Annotated in this window: 15 protein-coding genes; all 15 read right to left on the bottom strand. The window is 67.9% G+C overall.

Annotated elements, in window-relative coordinates; translation table 11 throughout:
- Positions 1 to 219 precede the first annotated feature (219 nt).
- Positions 220 to 657: a hypothetical protein gene (locus OID54_RS26285; RefSeq protein WP_329023384.1), complete on the bottom strand. Its 438-nt coding sequence runs from the start codon at positions 655 to 657 to the stop codon at positions 220 to 222.
- Between the two features lie 264 nt (positions 658 to 921).
- Positions 922 to 2286: an MraY family glycosyltransferase gene (locus OID54_RS26280; protein ID WP_329023383.1), complete on the bottom strand. Its 1365-nt coding sequence runs from the start codon at positions 2284 to 2286 to the stop codon at positions 922 to 924.
- Positions 2287 to 2393: 107 nt separating this feature from the next.
- Complete coding sequence (glyA, locus tag OID54_RS26275) at positions 2394 to 3650, bottom strand: serine hydroxymethyltransferase (protein ID WP_329023382.1); 1257 nt, start codon at positions 3648 to 3650, stop codon at positions 2394 to 2396.
- Between the two features lie 97 nt (positions 3651 to 3747).
- Positions 3748 to 4416, bottom strand: coding sequence for an arsenate reductase/protein-tyrosine-phosphatase family protein (locus OID54_RS26270; protein ID WP_329023381.1), 669 nt, complete (start codon positions 4414 to 4416; stop codon positions 3748 to 3750).
- Entirely contained in the window at positions 4413 to 5060 is a 648-nt protein-coding gene (locus OID54_RS26265; protein ID WP_329023379.1) for an L-threonylcarbamoyladenylate synthase, read from the bottom strand. The genes OID54_RS26270 and OID54_RS26265 overlap by 4 nt, the downstream gene beginning before the upstream one ends.
- Positions 5061 to 5094: 34 nt before the next feature.
- Positions 5095 to 5940 carry a peptide chain release factor N(5)-glutamine methyltransferase gene (gene prmC, locus OID54_RS26260; RefSeq protein ID WP_329023378.1) on the bottom strand — a complete coding sequence of 282 codons (846 nt, stop codon included), beginning with the start codon at positions 5938 to 5940 and terminating at the stop codon, positions 5095 to 5097.
- Between the two features lie 37 nt (positions 5941 to 5977).
- Positions 5978 to 7057: a peptide chain release factor 1 gene (prfA, locus tag OID54_RS26255; RefSeq protein WP_329023377.1), complete on the bottom strand. Its 1080-nt coding sequence runs from the start codon at positions 7055 to 7057 to the stop codon at positions 5978 to 5980.
- Between the two features lie 101 nt (positions 7058 to 7158).
- Complete coding sequence (rpmE, locus tag OID54_RS26250) at positions 7159 to 7383, bottom strand: 50S ribosomal protein L31 (protein ID WP_250918244.1); 225 nt, start codon at positions 7381 to 7383, stop codon at positions 7159 to 7161.
- A 158-nt stretch (positions 7384 to 7541) separates the two neighbouring features.
- Positions 7542 to 8684, bottom strand: coding sequence for an LCP family protein (locus OID54_RS26245; protein WP_329023375.1), 1143 nt, complete (start codon positions 8682 to 8684; stop codon positions 7542 to 7544).
- Between the two features lie 212 nt (positions 8685 to 8896).
- A complete protein-coding gene (locus tag OID54_RS26240) occupies positions 8897 to 10627 on the bottom strand; it encodes a trypsin-like serine protease (protein ID WP_329023373.1) in 1731 nt (576 codons plus the stop codon).
- Between the two features lie 336 nt (positions 10628 to 10963).
- Entirely contained in the window at positions 10964 to 13000 is a 2037-nt protein-coding gene (gene rho, locus OID54_RS26235; RefSeq protein WP_329023371.1) for a transcription termination factor Rho, read from the bottom strand.
- A gap of 393 nt (positions 13001 to 13393) precedes the next feature.
- The gene (gene thrB / locus OID54_RS26230) at positions 13394 to 14350 is read right to left on the bottom strand and encodes a homoserine kinase (protein WP_329023370.1); all 957 of its coding nucleotides are present in this window, start codon (positions 14348 to 14350) and stop codon (positions 13394 to 13396) included.
- A 491-nt stretch (positions 14351 to 14841) separates the two neighbouring features.
- The gene (gene thrC, locus OID54_RS26225; RefSeq protein ID WP_329023367.1) at positions 14842 to 15924 is read right to left on the bottom strand and encodes a threonine synthase; all 1083 of its coding nucleotides are present in this window, start codon (positions 15922 to 15924) and stop codon (positions 14842 to 14844) included.
- Between the two features lie 7 nt (positions 15925 to 15931).
- Positions 15932 to 17230 (bottom strand): homoserine dehydrogenase, encoded by a 1299-nt coding sequence (locus OID54_RS26220; RefSeq protein WP_329027797.1) that lies wholly within the window; start codon positions 17228 to 17230, stop codon positions 15932 to 15934.
- Positions 17231 to 17331: 101 nt separating this feature from the next.
- Positions 17332 to 18723 (bottom strand): diaminopimelate decarboxylase, encoded by a 1392-nt coding sequence (lysA, locus tag OID54_RS26215; protein WP_329023365.1) that lies wholly within the window; start codon positions 18721 to 18723, stop codon positions 17332 to 17334.
- Positions 18724 to 18730: the final 7 nt, after the last annotated feature.

Below are 18730 nucleotides of genomic sequence, written 5' to 3'. Positions count from 1 at the left end.
CTCCTTCAGCGTGGCGCATAGGTACGGCAACCTCGTTGTGTCGGCGCGGCGCGCAGCCGCGGTTCGGCACTGGACTGGTGTTACGGATGTGAGGGCGGCTGGCGGGCAAGGAGCCTCGCGAATGAGCAGGCGTCAGCTCAGATGCCCGCGCCCGCAGAGCCGCAGTTGGCACCGGACGATAGCAGGAACCAGGACCGGTCTTTATACCGCCCCTACCTCTCACGTCGGCGACCCTGCGTTCTCGGGCTTCTGCGCCTTGGTGCCCTCGGGTTCCACGTAAAGGATCTTGGCCTTCATGTAAGCACGGGCCTGTGCGGCGACCCAGACGAGGGTCGTTCCGAGCAGCGTGAAGGCCATGGCCCTGGCGTTGAAGGCCGTGGTGTCCTTGAACGCCGCCATGAAGATGAAGAGCAACAACAACTGTGCCGTGTAGAGCATCAGACCCATGGCCTGGAACAGGTGCGGCAGGGACCTCGCCGTCCGCTGGAGCACCACGAGCCCCATGCCCATGAAGAGCATGACCACCAAGGTGCCAATGGCCGCACCGATCGCCCCCTTTCCACCGGCGATGCCCGCGCTCACCGCGACGGCAACAACGCCCGCGGCAGCCGTGGGTACGGCGGTGTGAATCAGGGTGCGTGCGTCATTTGACGGCATGGCGGCAGCTCCGCTTGCTTGGTGGGGGCAGTGGTGTCGTCATGGACGAGCCTAATCCGGGTCCGAGTCAGGTCCTCGGGGCCAACAGACCGTCGCACTACGGTCCCTTGGCTCTGTCGCCGGTTCTCGTGAACCGTATCACAAACTATTTGAAGAGGTCTTTACCCGACCGTGTGCCAACTATCACACATGAGAGCGAACCTGCGCGTGTGTGCATAGACCGCCCTTTGGTTCGTCTGGTAATGGGCGATAGTGAGCGCTTTGCTAACGGCGGCTCACGGCCTTCCGATGGTCGGAAATGCGCGAACGGGCACCCATGGCGGTCGCCCCGTTGACGCCAACAGGAAGCGGAGCAGACTCTTCCGGGGCCTCTCCAGTCACAGGAGTCTCATCTGTGTCAAGGGCATCGGGGCCCGAAGTCCCGTTGGGGCGAGGAGAAAGCGGTTGTGCCACCTTCTTGCGTCGCCGATAGCGGGGCGGAACAAATGCCTCCGCCCATCGCGGTGCACGCGGAGTGAACCTCGGCAGCAACAACAGCACCAGACCGAGCGTGCTCAGAGCGACGATGACCATCACGATCCACATCGACGCCGAGTTGACCGAGTAGCCGACCACACCGAAGGCGATCAGAGCCGACCAGAAGTACATGATGAGCACCGCACGGCTGTGGGAGTGCCCGATCTGGAGCAACCGGTGGTGCAGGTGCCCACGGTCGGCGGCGAACGGCGACTGCCCGTTCCAGGTGCGCCGCACGATGGCGAGCACCAGGTCGGCGACCGGAATGGCAATGATCGTCAACGGGAGCAGCAGGGGGATGAAGACCGGCAGGGCCGCATGTGTGGCCTGGCGCGTACTGCCCTCGAAGAAGATCTTCAGGGCGTCCGGGTCCACCTGGCCGGTCACCGAGATCGCCGCCGCCGACAGCACAAGACCGATCAGCATCGACCCCGAGTCGCCCATGAAGATCCGCGCCGGGTGCATGTTGTGGGGCAGGAAGCCCAGGCACATGCCCATCAGGATCGCCGTGAAGAGGGTCGCCGGCGCCGCCGCCTCGATCCCGTAGCTGAACCAGATCCGGTACGCGTAGAGGAAGAAGGCCGCCGCGGCCAGGCACACCATTCCGGCGGCCAGACCGTCGAGACCGTCGACGAAGTTCACCGCATTGATACTGATCACGACGAGCGCGACCGTCAGCAAGGTGCCCTGCCACGACGTCAGCGAGACCGTGCCCACACCGGGTACCGGAATCCACAGGATCGTCAGACCCTGCACGACCATCACACCGGCGGCGATCATCTGACCGCCCAACTTGATCAGGGCGTCGATCTCGAACTTGTCGTCGAGGACTCCGATGATCCAGATCAGTGCGGCCCCGGACAGCAACGCCCGCGGTTCGTTCGACAGCTCGAAGACACTGTTCAGGTTCTGTAGGTGGTCGGCGACCAACAGGCCCGCGCACAGGCCGAAGAACATGGCGATGCCGCCGAGCCGCGGTGTCGGTTCTCGGTGTACGTCACGTGCTCGGATCTCCGGCATCGCCCCGGTCGCGATGGCGAACTTGCGCACCGGACCGGTGAGCAAATACGTCACGGCGGCTGTGACACAGAGCGTCAGCAGATAATCACGCACGGGCTGCCCCACAGGAATCGCTGGCCATCTCAGCCCCACACCCTAGCTGTGGTGGCCACTTGTTTGAGGACACCAGGGGGGCCGGCAATGGTTGCACTCGATTCCGGCTACCCCCGATAAGGCGGAAATCTACCCGCAAGCTCGCGTACTTCTGTACGTACTCTCCGCGACTGCTCCCCTTCATCACGTAGAGCCAACGCAAACAGGGCGGCGATTCGTGCCATCTCCTGCTCGCCCATGCCCTGTGTGGTGACCGCAGCGGTGCCCAATCGGATGCCCCGAGCTCCGCCGTGGGGCAGTGCGCAGGTGTCCAGGACCAGCCCGGCAGCCGCCAGGTGCGCCCGTGCCGCCCTCCCGTCCCGACCGAGCGGGGTGGGGTCGGCGCCGATCAGATGGGTGTCCGTACCGCCGGTGAGCACCCCGAACCCCTCCGCCTCCAAACCGGCGGCCAGCACCCGGGCATTGGCCACCACCTGATGCGCGTAGGTGGTGAACGCCGGAGTCGCGGCCTCTCCGAACGCCACCGCCTTCGCGGCGATGGTGTGCATCTGAGCCCCGCCCTGGGTGAAGGGGAACACTGCACGGTCAACCCGCTCGGCCAGCGCACTGTGGCACAGGATCATTCCGCCGCGCGGCCCGCGGAGCACCTTGTGGGTGGTCGCACAGACGACGTCCGCGTACGGAACGGGATTCGGCGCCGCCCCGCCCGCGATCAACCCCATGGGGTGGGAGGCATCCACGATCAGATAGGCGTCGACCTCGTCGGCGATCTCCCGGAACAGGGCGTAGTCCGGGTGCCGGGGATACGAGATCGAGCCGCACACGACGGCCCGCGGGCGGTGCTCGCGCGCCAGCGCACGGACCCGGTCGTAGTCGATCAGACCCGTCTGCCCGTCGACGCCGTAGCCGACGAAGTCGAACCAACGCCCGGAGAGGTTCGCCGGTGAGCCGTGGGTCAGATGCCCACCTGCGGACAGCCCCATCGCGAGGACCGTGTCGCCCGGTTCGAGCAGGGCGGCGTAGGCGGCCAGCACCGCGGACGAACCGGAGTGCGGCTGTACGTTCGCGTGCTCGGCGCCGAAGAGTGCGGCGGCGCGCCTCACGGCCAACCGCTCGGCCTCGTCCACCCACTCACAGCCGCCGTGGTGCCTGGCCCCCGGGTAACCCTCCGCGTACTTGTTGACCAGCGGGGAGCCGAGAGCGGCCAGCACCGCGGGGGATACGAAGTTCTCTGCGGCGATCAGCTGGAGACCCTCTCCCTGACGGGCCGACTCCCCCAGCACGATCTCGGCGACCTCAGGGTCCTGGCGCAGGAGGGAGTCGAAGTCCGCGGGGGTGGCGGTGGGTGCGGCGATGACGGCCATCGTGGGCTCCGGACCTGGCTTTTCGCGCTGAGGGTGTCCCTCCAATGTAGACCGCGGGGTGCCGGGGTGCGGGGTGGCAGATCCGCACCTGCTCCGGTCAGCGCGGCGGAATCCCGGTGAGCGCGGTCAGGACCGGGTCCAGCGCCTGGTTGATCTCATCACCGATCGAACGGAAGAACGTGATCGGCGCACCGTAGGGGTCGTACACCTCGTCCGCGTCGGGGGTCGGCGCCAGCAGCCACCCACGGAGCGCGGCGGCGGCGCGCACCAGGGCCCGCGCACGTTCGACGACGCCTTCGTCCTTGGGGTCCGGCAGGGTCGTCGGGTCGATCGCACGCACCAGACGGGTGAATTCCTTCAGGGTGAAGGTCCGCAATCCGGCCGAGTGACCCATCGAGATGACCTGGGCCCGGTGGTCGCGGGTCGCGGTGAGCACCAGGTCAGCACGGATCACGTGTTCGTCGAGCAGTTCACGGCCGGTGAAGCCCGTCGAGTCCGCCCCGAAATCCGCGAGGACCACTTCGGCGTTGGCCTCCATCGGGGCGCCTTCGTGTCCCCAGGTGCCTGCGCTCTCGACGATCAGGCCGCCGATGGGCGCGCCGGTGGCGGGGATGTGGACACGGTCGCCGAGGCGGTCGCTGAGGGCATGCCGGGTGAGCCGCTCGGTGATCGGTGAGCGACAGACGTTGCCCGTGCTGACGTGGAGGATCCTGAAGGTGTCGCCGATGGCGTTCGCACCTATGCCACGCCCCTCAGGGGTGATCAAGGGGCCACCTCAAGGTCGGGTACGACCTTCCGGAGCTCGTCGGCGTCGAGTGCGCCGACGCGGAGGAGAACCGGTACGTCGCCGGTGACGTCGACGATCGAGGACGGCACGATCCCGGGGGTCGGGCCGCCGTCGAGGTAGACGGAGACGGAGTCACCGAGCATTCCCTGGGCTGCGTCGCAGTCCTCGGGCGCCGGGTGACCGGTGAGGTTGGCGGATGACACCGCCATGGGCCCGACCTCGGTGAGCAGCTCGATGGCGACGGGGTGCAGGGGCATCCGGATGGCGACCGTCCCCCGGGTGTCCCCCAGGTCCCACTGGAGGGAGGGCTGGTGGCGCGCGACCAGGGTGAGGGCTCCCGGCCAGAAGGCGTCGACCAGCTCCCAGGCGTCCTCGGAGAAGTCGGTGACCAGGCCGTGGAGGGTGTTCGGTGAGCCGATGAGGACGGGCGTGGGCATGTTGCGCCCCCGGCCCTTGGCATCCAGGAGTTCGGCGACGGCTTCGGAGCTGAAGGCGTCGGCACCGAGCCCGTAGACGGTGTCGGTGGGCAGCACGACCAGTTCGCCCCGGCGGACGGCGGACGCGGCCTCGCGCAGGCCGGTCGTACGCTCGTCGGCTTCGTTGCAGTCGTATCGCCGAGCCATCAGGGGGCCTCCTCGTACACGTACACGGTCGTCGTCACGGTGTCGCCTTGCGGGCGGTGGCGAAACGCGGACGGTTGTTGAGATCGGGGTGGTCGGCCGCGTCCGCCCAGCCGGACTCCTCGTTGAAGATCCAGGGCACCTGGCCGCCCTGGGTGTCCGCATGCTCGATCACGACGAGCCCGCCCGGTCGTAGCAGCCGGTGCGCGGTGCGCTCGATGCCTCGGATGGTGTCCAGCCCGTCCTCACCGGAGAAGAGCGCCATCTCGGGGTCGTGGTCACGGGCTTCGGGCGCCACGTACTCCCACTCGGTGAGCGGAATGTACGGCGGGTTGGAGATGACGAGGTCGACCTGCCCGTTGAGCTCGGGCAGTGCGGTGAGGGCATTGCCCTGATGGATGGTGACCCGGGAGCCGTCGGCGTTCTTGCGGGCCCAGCCGAGGGCATCGTCGGAGAGTTCCACGGCGTGGACGCGGGAGCGCGGAACCTCCTGGGCCATGGCGAGGGCGATGGCACCCGACCCCGTGCACAGGTCCACGATCAGCGGTTCGACGACGTCCATGGCCCGGACGGCGTCTATGGCCCAGCCGACGACGGATTCAGTCTCCGGCCGGGGCACGAACACACCGGGTCCGACCTGGAGTTCCAGATAGCGGAAGAAGGCGCGGCCGGTGATGTGCTGGAGCGGTTCGCGGGCCTCACGGCGCGCGACCGCCTCCCAGTAGCGGGCGTCGAAGTCGGAGTCCTGGACGCTGTGCAGCTCTCCCCGCTTCACGCCGTGCACGAACGCGGCCAGCTCCTCCGCGTCGAAGCGCGGTGACGGCACGCCGGCGTCGGCCAGCCGCTGGGTGGCCTGGGCCACCTCGGCAAGCAGCAGGTTCACTGGTCCTCCACCCGATTCGTACGGGGTCTACTGCGGATTACTGGGCGGCGGCGAGTTTTGCGGCGGAGTCGGCGTCGACGCACGCCTGGATCACGGCGTCGAGTTCACCGTCGAGCACCTGGTCCAGGTTGTACGACTTGAAGCCGACGCGGTGGTCCGAGATCCGGTTCTCCGGGAAGTTGTAGGTACGGATCTTCTCGGAGCGGTCCACGGTGCGGACCTGGCTGCGACGGGCGTCCGCCGCGTTCTTCTCCGCTTCCTCCTGCGCCGCGGCGAGCAGCCTGGAACGCAGGATACGCAGGGCCTGCTCCTTGTTCTGGAGCTGACTCTTCTCGTTCTGGCAGGAAGCGACGACTCCGGTGGGGACGTGCGTGATGCGGACGGCCGAGTCGGTGGTGTTGACGGACTGACCGCCGGGTCCTGAGGAGCGGTACACATCGATGCGCAGATCGTTGGGGTTGATCTCCACCTCGATCTCCTCGGCCTCGGGGGTGACGAGCACGCCGGCCGCGGAGGTGTGGATGCGGCCCTGCGACTCGGTGGCCGGCACCCGCTGCACGCGGTGCACCCCGCCCTCGTACTTCAGCCGTGCCCAGACGCCCTGGCCGGGTTCGGTGGCACCCTGGCCGCCCTTGGTCTTCACCGCGACCTGGACGTCCTTGTAGCCGCCGAGCTCGGATTCGGTGGCGTCGATGATCTCGGTCTTCCAGCCCACGCGCTCGGCGTAGCGCAGGTACATCCGCAGCAGGTCACCGGCGAAGAGGGCAGACTCATCGCCGCCCGCCCCGGCCTTGACCTCCAGGATGACGTCCTTGTCGTCGCTGGGATCGCGCGGTACGAGCAGCAACCGCAGCTTCTCGGTCAGCTCGTCGCGCTGCTTCTCCAGCTCCTTGACCTCAGCGACGAAGTCGGGGTCCGACGCGGCGAACTCGCGCGCCGTCTCGATGTCTTCCCCCGTCTGCTTCCAGGAGCGGTAGGTGCCGACGATCGGGGTCAGCTCGGCGTAGCGCTTGTTGAGCTTGCGGGCGTTCGCCTGGTCGGCGTGGACCGCGGGGTCGGCGAGCTTCTTCTCCAGATCGGCGTGCTCGCCGATCAATTCCTCGACCGCCTCGAACATCGGGGGCTCCTGGTTGCTAAACGAATACCTGAGGGACGCCAAAGCGCCGGTCCCAGCCGCCCGCGCAGTGGGGGCGGCCGGGGACCGGCGCAAGTGACTCGCTACTTCTTGGCGGCTGCGGCAGCCTTGCCGAAGCGGGCCTCGAAGCGGGCCACGCGGCCACCAGTGTCGAGGATCTTCTGCTTGCCCGTGTAGAACGGGTGGCACTCGGAGCAGACCTCGGCACGGATGGTGCCGCTGTCGATGGTGCTACGAGTGGTGAACGAGGCGCCACAGGTACAGCTGACCTGGGTCTCGACGTACTCGGGGTGGATGTCGCGCTTCAAGGTGTCTCCTAGTTTCGGGAGGGCTCCGGGTCGCAGGGACGGATTGTCGATGCGTGAACCGGGGCCGACAGACCAGTCTGCCAGGACTGGCCGTATCTCCCAAAACCGGGGTGGTCGCGGAAGTATTCCCCCGTCACGGAATCAACCGCTCCGGGCGGTCATCCGTGCTGTTTGGGTGCCGTATCGGTCGGTACGGGGACGGTGTCGCTGACCACGTCGGCGGCGTCGCTCTTGTCGCCCGCGGACTCCTTGAGGGCGGCGGCGGGGATCGGCTGGTCCAGCCGTAGGGCGTTCCAGACCTGCTGGGAGGCGGCCTTCAGCGGTATCACCCGGTTGGGGTCGACCGGGTCGTATTCCACCGGCATGGTGACCATCTGGACGTCCTCGGCGCCGAGCCCGCCGAGGCTGCGGGCGAAGCTCATGAGCTCGGTGACGGAGTCCAGCTCGGAGTCGGGGGTGATCGCCTTGGTGGCGGTGTCGGCGATGTCGAGCAGCTTCTTGGGGTTGCTCAGGACTCCGACGTCCTTGGCCTGCTGGATGAATGCCTTCATAAACGCCTGCTGGAGCTGGATGCGACCGAGGTCACTGCCGTCGCCGACGCTCTTGCGGGTCCGTACGAGGCCCAGCGACTGCTCGCCGTCGAGGACGTGGGTGCCCGGTTCCAGGTCCAGATGGCTGTCGTCGTCCTTGATCGGCTTGGTGGTGGTGATCTTCACCCCGCCGAGTTCGTCGATGAGCTTCTTGAAGCCGGTGAAGTCGACTTCGAGGTAGTGGTCCATGCGGATGCCGGAGAACAGCTCGACCGTCTTGACGGCACAGGCGGGTCCACCGGTCTCGTACGCGGTGTTGAACATGGCGCGCTGCTGACCGCGGAGGGTCTTGCCGTCACTGTCGGTGCACTCCGGGCGTTCCACGAGGGTGTCGCGCGGGATGGAGACAACACTGGCCTTCTGATGGCCCTCGTACAGATGGACGATCATGGCCGTATCGGAGCGGGCGCCGCCTTCGGCGCCTCCGTACTTGGCGTTGTCCCCCGAGCGGGAGTCGGAGCCGAGGACGAGGATGTCCATGGAGCCGTTGTCGATGTTCTCGGGCCGGTTCTCACCGAGCTTGGCGTTGATGTCGACGCCTTCGAGATTTCCGTCGATCTTGAAGTACACATAGCCGCTGGTGATCCCGCCGACGAGCAGGGCGGCGGCTATGGACCAGGCCGCGATGCGTAGGGGTCTGCGCCCCTTGGTCGGCGGTCTGTCCCGCCGACCACCCGCGCCCGATATTCGGCCTGTGCTCTGGTCTCCCATGTTTCCCCGGTTCCCCATCCGCTGCGTACTAGCCCCTCGTCCCCCTTGTCGACGACGAGCGTGCCCGACCTGTCAAGTTTTGCTCCGCCATTGGGGAGACACTCTGGGCACCGCAAGGGTTGCACGAGTGGCTGAGAACTCCCTGAGAAAGGGGCTGTGCCCACCGTGCGCGGCACGGTGGGCACAGGGAACTGCCGGTGGGCTGACGACGGTCAGCCGAAGAGGTTGTACGAACCCCAGCCGGCACCGAACTGCTTGCGGGTGGCCAAGGCCCCCGTGGACTTGCCGGAGCCCGGGTAGAGCCAGAGCTTCCCGGCCGTGTCGCGGGCCCACAGGTCGGCGTGGCTGTCACCGTTGACATCACCCGTGACCGCGAGGGCGTTCAAGCTGCTGTTCGTCGTCAGCAGGGTGCGGGCGCTGAGCGGTGCCGACGTCTTGCCGGTGCCCTTGTACAGGTAGATCTTGCCGCCCGCGGCACGCGTCACGACGTCCGGGCGTCCGTCGCCGTTGAAGTCGCCGTGGCCGCGGACCATGCTGAACTGGCTCCAGCCGCTGCCGATGAGCGTACGGGTACCGAAGGAGCCGGCGCCGTTGCCCGCGTGGAGGTATGCCTTGCCGGCGCTGTCGACCGCCATCAGGTCGGGCAGTTCATCACCGGTCAGGTCGCCGGGGACGAGGATCTGCTTGTACCCCTTCCAGGTCGAACCGGAGGCGATCTTCTTGTCGGCCAGGGTGTTGCTGTAAGACCAGTACAGATCGCCGTTGGGCAGGCGGTAGAGCAGGTCCTGGCGGTCGTCGCGGTTGAGGTCCGCCTGCAGCAGCAGGTTCACTCCGGAGAAGTCCCCGTAGTTGGCCGAGCGAGTGATGCTCGTGCCCCGGGACTCCCACGCGTACAGCGTCTTGCCGGCGCGGCCGAACAGGTCGGCGCGGCGGTCGAAGCCGGACCAGTTGGTGTCGTTGATCCGGTTGCGCAGGACGCCCTGGAAGGCGCTGACCTTGGCGTAGACCCCGTACTTGCCCCGCTTGGCGCAGTTGGTGTCACCCCAGGAGACGATGCCGGCGAGTCGGCCGCCGACCACCAGCGGGCCACCGGAGTCACCGTTGCAGGTGGTCTCGGAGGTGCTGTTGCTTCCGGTCGGCGCCTTGCCCGCGCAGAGCATGGTGCCGGCGATGAAGCCGGTGCCGTACTCGGGACCGTAGGCGGCGCGGCAGGCGGTGTCGGAGACGATGTCGGCGTCCGCCCGCTTCAGCACGTCGGACATGCTGTTGGGGTTGGTGGAACTGGTGCGGCCCCAGCCGTAGACCTTGCCGTCGGTGCCCGCCTGGTAGAGCGCGGTGTCCGTCGGCCTGACCAGCGGCAGCGGCTTGGCCTTGACCGGCTTGTTCAGGGTCAAAACGGCGACGTCGTTGTTCAACGTGCCGCCGTTGTACTTCTCGTGGTGCCACTGCCGGTACACACCGGTCAGCTGGCCGCCATGGAGGTTGAGCGCTCCGGACGAGGTGGTGGTGGGCACGTGGTTGGTGCCGGTGACGACGGCTCCGGTGGCCTCGTAGTCGATGCCTTCGACGCAGTGTGCGGCGGTGGCGATCTTCGACGGGGAGACCACGACACCACCGCAGAAGTAGTTGTCGCCCGCGCGGTCCTGGAAGTAGAGCTGAGCCATCCAGGGTGCGGTGGCGATCGTGGTCGTACCGCCGCCGATGATGCGGGCGCTCGGGGCCGACTTCTTCCCCGTACGGGGGGTCTTGGCGTCCTTGTCGGCCTTCAGTGCGGCGGCCACGCGCTTGCGCAGTTCACTCTGGGAGGGCTCGGGTGCCTGCAGGGCGCTGCGGGGCGCCGGGCTGGTGGGCGGGTTGTTGTCCACTGCCTGCGCATTGGTCGCCAACAGGCCGGTACCGGCCAGGGCGAGAACGGTCGCCAAGGCCGGGATCTCACGTCTCATGCGGCGCTGCGGCCGACCACCACGGGTGCGTTTCTGCACTCGGTTAACCACCTTGGGTCTGTATGGGGCGAGGCGCACGTGCGCCCGCCGGTGAACACGAGGTGGTGGGGCGTCGAAGAATGTACGAAGCAGGTCTGGTTGTCGAGGCCCCCCGGCCTCTCCTGACACTGCGAACTCCCCCAGGAAATCCCCCCTGGAAACCCCCACCTGGGCTGATGATCGTATGTGTCGGGAGTATTGATTGACCAGCGCCGTACAGCTATCGCACAGAAATGAGACCGCCCCGTCACCTCAAGGGTGACGGGGCGGTTCCGCGGTGGTCGTGCTGACCGTACGTCAGTCGTTGTTGCCGGCCGACGGGGTGGTCTTCTGGATCTGGAGCAGGAACTCACCGTTCGACTTCGTCTGCTTCATCTTGTCCAGCAGCAGCTCGATCGCCTGCTGCTGGTCGAGGGCGTGCAGCACCCGGCGCAGCTTCCAGACAACGGCCAACTCGTCGCTGCCGAGCAGGATCTCTTCCTTACGGGTGCTGGACGCGTCCACGTCCACCGCCGGGAAGATGCGCTTGTCGGAGAGCTTCCGGTCGAGCTTGAGCTCCATGTTGCCGGTGCCCTTGAACTCCTCGAAGATCACCTCGTCCATGCGCGAGCCGGTGTCGACCAGCGCAGTGGCCAGGATGGTCAGCGAGCCGCCGTCCTCGATGTTGCGCGCCGCACCGAAGAACCGCTTCGGCGGGTAGAGCGCGGTGGAGTCGACACCACCGGACAAGATGCGTCCGGAGGCCGGGGCGGCGAGGTTGTACGCACGACCCAGACGGGTGATCGAGTCCAGCAGGACGACCACGTCGTGACCGAGTTCGACGAGACGCTTGGCGCGCTCGATGGCCAACTCGGCGACGGTGGTGTGGTCCTCGGCCGGACGGTCGAAGGTCGAGGAGATGACCTCGCCCTTGACCGACCGCTGCATGTCGGTGACTTCTTCAGGGCGCTCGTCGACGAGCACGACCATCAGATGGCACTCGGGGCTGTTGACCGTGATCGCGTTGGCGATGGCCTGGAGGATCATGGTCTTACCGGTCTTCGGCGGGGCCACGATCAGTCCGCGCTGGCCCTTGCCGATCGGCGACACGAGGTCGATGATCCGCGTGGTCAGCACGCCCGGGTCGGTCTCCAGACGGAGCCGGTCCTGCGGGTAGAGCGGGGTCAGCTTGTTGAACTCCGGTCGGCCACGGCCCGATTCGGGGGCCATGCCGTTGACGGAGTCGAGTCTGACAAGCGCGTTGAACTTCTCGCGGCGCTCGCCATCCTTGGGCTGACGGACCGCGCCGGTGACGTGGTCGCCCTTGCGCAGGCCGTTCTTACGGACCTGGGCGAGGGAGACGTACACGTCGTTGGGGCCCGGCAGATATCCCGACGTACGGATGAAGGCGTAGTTGTCGAGGATGTCCAGGATGCCCGCGACGGGGATCAGCACGTCGTCGTCGGCGACCTGCGGCTCGTTGGTCACGAACTCCTCGCGACCACGACGGCCACGACGGTCGCGGTAACGACCCCGACGACCGCGGCGACCGCCGCCGTCCTCGTCGAAGTCGTCCTGCGGCGGCTGGCTGCTGGGGCCCTGGCGCTGCTGGCTCTGCTGCTGCTGGCGCTGACCGCCCTGCTGCTGGTCGTCGCTCTTGCCGCGGCGGTCGCGCTGACGGTCACGGCGTTCGCCACGCTCGCCGCGCTCACTGCGATCGCCGCGTTCGCCACGCTGACCGCGCTCACGCCGGCCCTCGCCGTCCTGCGCGGACGCGCCGACCGCGGACTCCGCCTTGGCGTCGCCCTGCGGCTCGGCCTTGACGTCCTTCGCTTCGGCGGACGTCTCGGCACGCGAGTCGCTCTGGACATCAGGGCTGCCCGCCTGCGCGGTGGCACGCCGACGACGGCGCTCGGCGACCGGCTGGTCGTCGCTTGCCGGCTGACCCGGGATGTCGATCTGCTGCTGGGTGGCGGCCTTCTCGGCCGCGGGAGCTGCGTCGGCGGCAGGTGCTTCCGCCGTACGCGCCCTTGAGGTGGCGCGGCGCTTCGGCTTGGCCTCGGCCTCGTCGGCAGACTTCGAGGCGGGCGCTGTCGACGGCTTGGCCGTGGACGCTCCGCCGCCGGCCTGCGCCTCCTTGATGACCTCGATCAGCTGGCTCTTGCGCATGCGCGCAGTGCCCCTGATGCCGAGGCCGGACGCGACCTGCTGCAGCTCGGCCAGGACCATGCCCTCTAGGCCGGTGCCGGAACGGCGGCGCCGTGAGGTGGTGCCGGAGGCAGCACCTTCGGCGGGCGCGGAGGTGTCGACATTGTTGTCGGCACTCACGCCCATCAGATCGGTGGTGTCGCTCACGAAGGGTCCTTCCCTGGAGCGGACGTCGGCCTTCTGGCTCGGCGACCGGTTGTGCTGTCCGGCGGTCCGGATGAACGGACCGTGCCGGGGCGGTGGTCCCCGCCGAATGTGGTGCGGCGGAGAGTCAGATACATGCAGGTCCGGCCCGAGATTCCCCCTGCTCGGCCCACTCCTGGCGGAACGGGAGGTGTCGTGCCGGTTCCGGAGCGTGCTCAAAACTGCTCAGGCAGGCTGCTCAGGCAGTTGGGGGAGGCTCCCGGAAGAATGCGCGGTCCCGAATGGGACACGAAGCTCCGAGCCGCAATGGCATCGGTTGCAGACTTGAGGTTAACACTACCGGCTCCAACAAACATTCCCCCTCTCCATCACCGGCAATCCCGTGTCACTGCGAGGTCACTGCGGATGCGAATCGTCACCGGACGAGGTCGCACCCGCCGGAGCGAGCGGCAGCACGCTCGCGCCCGAAGTGTCGATGGCGAGCCGGTTGGCGGCCCAGCCGCTACCCGCCAGTAGGGCGATTTTGTCGGCCGTGCCCTCATCGGCCAGCGCCAGCACCGTGGGGCCGGCACCGGAGATGACTGCGGGGACGCCGTCCGCGCGCAAACGGTTGACCAGATCGACGCTCTGCGGCATCGCCGGGGCGCGGTACTCCTGGTGGAGGCGGTCCTCCGTGGCGGGCAGCAACAACTCGGGACGCCTGGTCAGAGCCTCGACGAGCAGGGCGGAGCGGCCCGCGTTGGCCGCTGCGTCCACATGGGGGACGGTTCGCGGCAGCAGGCCCCGAGCCGTCTCGGTGAGCACCGGATTCTCGGGGACGAAGACCACGGGAACCACGGAATCGGCCGGTTCCATCCTGATGGCACGGGCCGCTCCCCCGTCCGTCCAGGCGAGGGTGAAGCCGCCGAGGAGACAGGCGGCGACATTGTCGGGGTGACCCTCGATCTCGGTCGCCAGTTCAAGCAACGCGGTGTCGTCGAGCCTGACGTCGCCACCTATCGTCACCGCGCGAGCGGCGACGATCCCGGCGCAGATGGCCGCGGACGAGGATCCGAGACCACGCCCGTGCGGAATGCGGTTGGCACAGACGACTTCCAGTCCGCGCGGCTGACCGCCGAGCAGCCCGAAGGCCGTACGAAGTGACCGTACGAGCAGATGACTCTCATCGCGGGGCAGCGTGGAAGCGCCCTCACCTGCGATGTCGATATGCAGACCGGAGTCCGCGACCCTGACGACGACATCGTCGTACAGCCCCAAAGACAGGCCGAGGGCATCAAAGCCCGGGCCGAGATTGGCGCTGGTGGCGGGTACGCGCACTCGGACGGCGGCGGCGCGGAACGCTGGACCGGCCATCGCTCGATGACACTCCTTGGTTCTGACTGCGTGATTTCGGGAGATTCACAACGATGCAACGACGAAACTACGAACAACCGGACACCCGAGGGCCGTAACGGCAACAACACCGCGGCACACGCGGCGGGGCGGGTTCAGTACAGCCTATCGAAGGAAGGTTCTGTGGCGACATAGGGCGCACAGGAGGCGCACGATGCGTGTCGCATGCCTGCTGTGCCTCTACGTTCGCCGATGCCCTGCTTTGCAGAACTTTCGCCGGGGTAGATCTTTCCTTCGGTCGGAAATACGCCGCAGCGGGCCGGCGCGTTCACCGGTTCGGCAACCTGAGGAAAAGAGCCCGGAATACGATTTCTCAAAAGCCGGGCACTTCGCATTCCGGCGTGGCGCCCAAGCCTCGCGCCATCCGATCCCGTCGGAGGTCGTCCGACGGTGACCGCTTCGCGCGCTTCGGGGGGCCCTCCCGGAGAAGGGCCCACCCGCACGATCCGGGCTCAGACGAGTCCGAGCCGCTCTGCCGCAGTCACCGCGTCGACGGGGACCGTCACGGGCTGCGGCGCACCCGCCACCGCCCAGTCCGGGTCCTTGAGTCCGTTTCCGGTGACCGTGCAGACGATCCGCTGGCCGGGATCGACCTTGCCCGCCTCCGCCGCCTTCAGCAGACCGGCCACGGAAGCCGCCGAGGCCGGCTCGACGAAGACGCCCTCCTGCGAGGCCAACAGCCGGTAGGCGCGCAGGATTTCACGGTCCGTCACTTCGTCGATGAAGCCACCCGACTCATCACGGGCCGCGATCGCCTGCTGCCAGGAAGCGGGGTTGCCGATGCGGATCGCGGTGGCGATGGTCGAGGGGTCCTTGACGATCTCACCGCGGACGATCGGCGCCGAGCCGGACGCCTGGAAGCCCCACATCCGCGGGGTCCGGGTGGACAGGCCGTCCGCCGCGTACTCCTTGTATCCCCTCCAGTACGCCGTGATGTTTCCGGCGTTGCCGACGGGCAGTACATGGATGTCGGGTGCATCCCCGAGGGCGTCGACGATTTCGAACGACGCGGTCTTCTGACCCTCGATCCGGTAGGGGTTCACCGAATTCACCAGGGCGACCGGATAGTTCTCGGACAGACTTCTGGCCAGATTCAGGCAGTCGTCGAAGTTGCCGTCGACCTGGAGGATCTTCGAGCCGTAGACGAGGGCCTGACCCATCTTCCCCAGCGCGATCTTGCCCTGCGGCACCAGCACCGCACAGACCATCCCCGCCCGTACCGCGTAGGCGGCGGCGGACGCGGAGGTGTTGCCCGTGGAGGCGCAGATGACGGCCTGGGCGCCCTCTTCCTTGGCCCGGGTGATCGCCATGGTCATCCCGCGGTCCTTGAACGACCCCGTGGGGTTGGCGCCCTCGACCTTGAGGTGGACCTCGCAGCCGGTGCGCTCGGAAAGGACCTGAGCCGGAACGAGCGGCGTACCGCCCTCGCGGAGCGTGACGACCGGCGTCGTGTCCGTGACCGGAAGCCGGTCCCGGTACTCCTCGATGATGCCGCGCCACTGATGGGTTCCCCGCCGGGGGCTGTTGGTCGTCATGGGTCCCTTACTCCCCTTCAACACGCATGATGCTGGCGACACCGCGAACGGTGTCGAGCCTCCGCAACGCTTCGACCGTCCCCGAGAGGGCGGCGTCCAGCGCACGGTGGGTGACGACGACCAGCGAAGCCTCGCCGCCGCCGTCCGGACGTCCTTGCTGACGAACGGTGTCGATCGACACCCCGTGCTCGGCGAAGACCGTGGCCACCTGGGCGAGCACGCCCGGCTTGTCGGCGACGTCGAGACTGATGTGGTACCGCGTGACCACATCGCCCATGGGACTCACGGGCAACTGGGTGTACGCGGACTCCCCCGGACCCGTGGCGCCGGCGAGCTTGTTGCGACAGACGGCCACCAGGTCGCCGAGGACGGCGGACGCGGTCGGCGCACCGCCGGCTCCCGGACCGTAGAACATCAACTGTCCGGCGGCCTCCGCCTCGACGAAGACGGCGTTGTACGCCTCGCGGACGGAGGCGAGCGGATGGCTGAGCGGAATCATCGCCGGGTGCACGCGGGCCGTGACCGACCGGCCGTCGGCGGCGCGCTCGCAGATCGCGAGCAGCTTCACGGTGCAGCCCATCCGCCGTGCGGAGGCCATGTCCGCCGCGGTGACCTCGGTGAGGCCCTCGCGGTACACGTCGTCGAGGCGCACCCGGGTGTGGAAGGCGATCCCGGCGAGGATCGCGGCCTTCGCCGCGGCGTCGAAGCCCTCGACGTCGGCGGTCGGATCGGCTTCGGCGTAGCCGAGCGCCGTGGCCTCGTCGAGCGCCTCGGAGTAGCCGGCGCCGGAGTTGTCCATCTTGTCGAGGATGAAGTTGGTGGTGCCGTTGACGATGCCGAGGACCCGGTTGACCGTGTCGCCGGCGAGCGATTCACGCAGCGGCCGGATCAACGGGATGGCGCCGGCGACGGCAGCCTCGAAGTAGAGGTCACGGCCGTGCTGCTCGGCGGCGGCATACAGCGTGGCACCGTCCTCCGCGAGGAGGGCCTTGTTCGCGGAGACCACCGAAGCGCCGTGTTCGAAGGCGGTGGTGATCAGGGTGCGGGCGGGCTCGATGCCGCCGATGACCTCGATGACGACGTCGATGTCGCCCCGTTTGACCAGGGCTGTGGCATCAGTGGTGATGAGTGCGGGGTCGATGCCCTCGCGCACCCGGTCGGGGCGGCGGACGGCCACGCCCGCGAGTTCCACCGGGGCACCCACCCTGGCCGCGAGGTCGTCGGCGTGCGTCGTCATGATGCGCGCCACCTCTGAGCCGACCACTCCACAGCCCAGCAGCGCCACCTTCAGCGGACGCGTACGCATCATCCGACCTCGCTTCTCAATCACTTCTCAGGGTTGGACCAGTCTCACTCACCGGACGGTGATTTCTATCCCCCGTCCGGTATGCGAGACATCTATCTCACTCAACCGACGTCCAGACGCAGGAGATCTTCCTCCGTCTCACGCCGGACGATCACTCGCGCCGCACCGTCGTTGACCGCCACGACCGGGGGCCTGAGGGCATGGTTGTAGTTGCTCGCCATCGACCGGCAGTAGGCACCGGTCGCGGGTACGGCGAGCAGGTCCCCGGGTGCGACATCGGCGGGCAGGAACGCGTCCTTGACCACGATGTCCCCGCTCTCGCAGTGCTTCCCGACGACGCGCGAGAGCATCGGTGCGGCATCGGATGTACGAGAAACCAGGGCCACGCTGTACTCGGCGTCGTACAGCGCGGTACGGATATTGTCCGACATCCCGCCGTCCACGCTGACATAGGTCCGCAAGCCCTCCAGCGGCTTGATCGTCCCCACCTCGTACAACGTGAACGCGGTCGGACCGACGATGGCCCGCCCCGGCTCCACGGAGATGCGGGGGGTGCGCAGCCCTGCGGCCTCACACTCCCTGGTGACGATCTCGTGCAGCGCCTTCGCGATGTGGTGCGGCTCGCGGGGGTCGTCGGCGGGCGTGTACGCGATTCCGAGGCCGCCGCCGAGGTCGATCTCGGGCAGTTCGACTCCGTGTTCGTCGCGGACCTGGCGCAGCAGACCGATGACCCGGTGGGCCGCCACCTCGAAGCCGGAGGTGTCGAAGATCTGCGAGCCGATGTGGGAGTGGATGCCGATCAGTTCGAGGGCGTCCAGCGTGAGGACCCTGCGCACGGCTTCGGCCGCCTGGCCCCCGGCCAGCGGAATGCCGAACTTCTGGTCCTCGTGCGCGGTGGCGATGAACTCGTGCGTGTGTGCTTCCACGCCGACGGTGACCCGGATCTGCACCCGCTGGCGCACGCCGAGACCGCCGGCGATGTGGGCGACGCGCACGATCTCCTGGAAGGAGTCGAGGACGATCCGCCCCACTCCGGCCCGGATGGCGCGCTCGATCTCCTCGGGCGACTTGTTGTTTCCGTGGTAAGCGATGCGGTCGGCGGGCATTCCCGCGTCGAGGGCGGTGTTCAACTCGCCGCCGGAACACACGTCGAGGTTAAGCCCCTCCTCGTGCAGCCAGCGCACCACGGCCCGGCTCAGGAACGCCTTGCCGGCATAGAAGACGTCTGCGCTCTCCCCGAAGGCATCGGCCCACGCACGGCAGCGGGCCCGGAAGTCCGTCTCGTCGAGGATGTAGGCGGGGGTGCCGAACTCCTCGGCCAACTTGGTGACTTCGATGCCGCCGACAGTGACCACACCGTCCGCTTCACGTCGGACGGTACGGGCCCAGACCTTCTCGTCGAGGGCGTTCAGGTCCGCCGGGGGCGCGGAGTAGTGCCCCTCGGGGAGCACATCGGCGTGACGGGGCCCGGCGGGGTGTGCGGAACGGCTCATGGTGTCT

Origin of the sequence: Streptomyces sp. NBC_00690 (assembly GCF_036226685.1) — a bacterium.
GTDB lineage: Bacteria > Actinomycetota > Actinomycetes > Streptomycetales > Streptomycetaceae > Streptomyces.
This window is presented reverse-complemented; position numbering and strand designations above follow the sequence as displayed.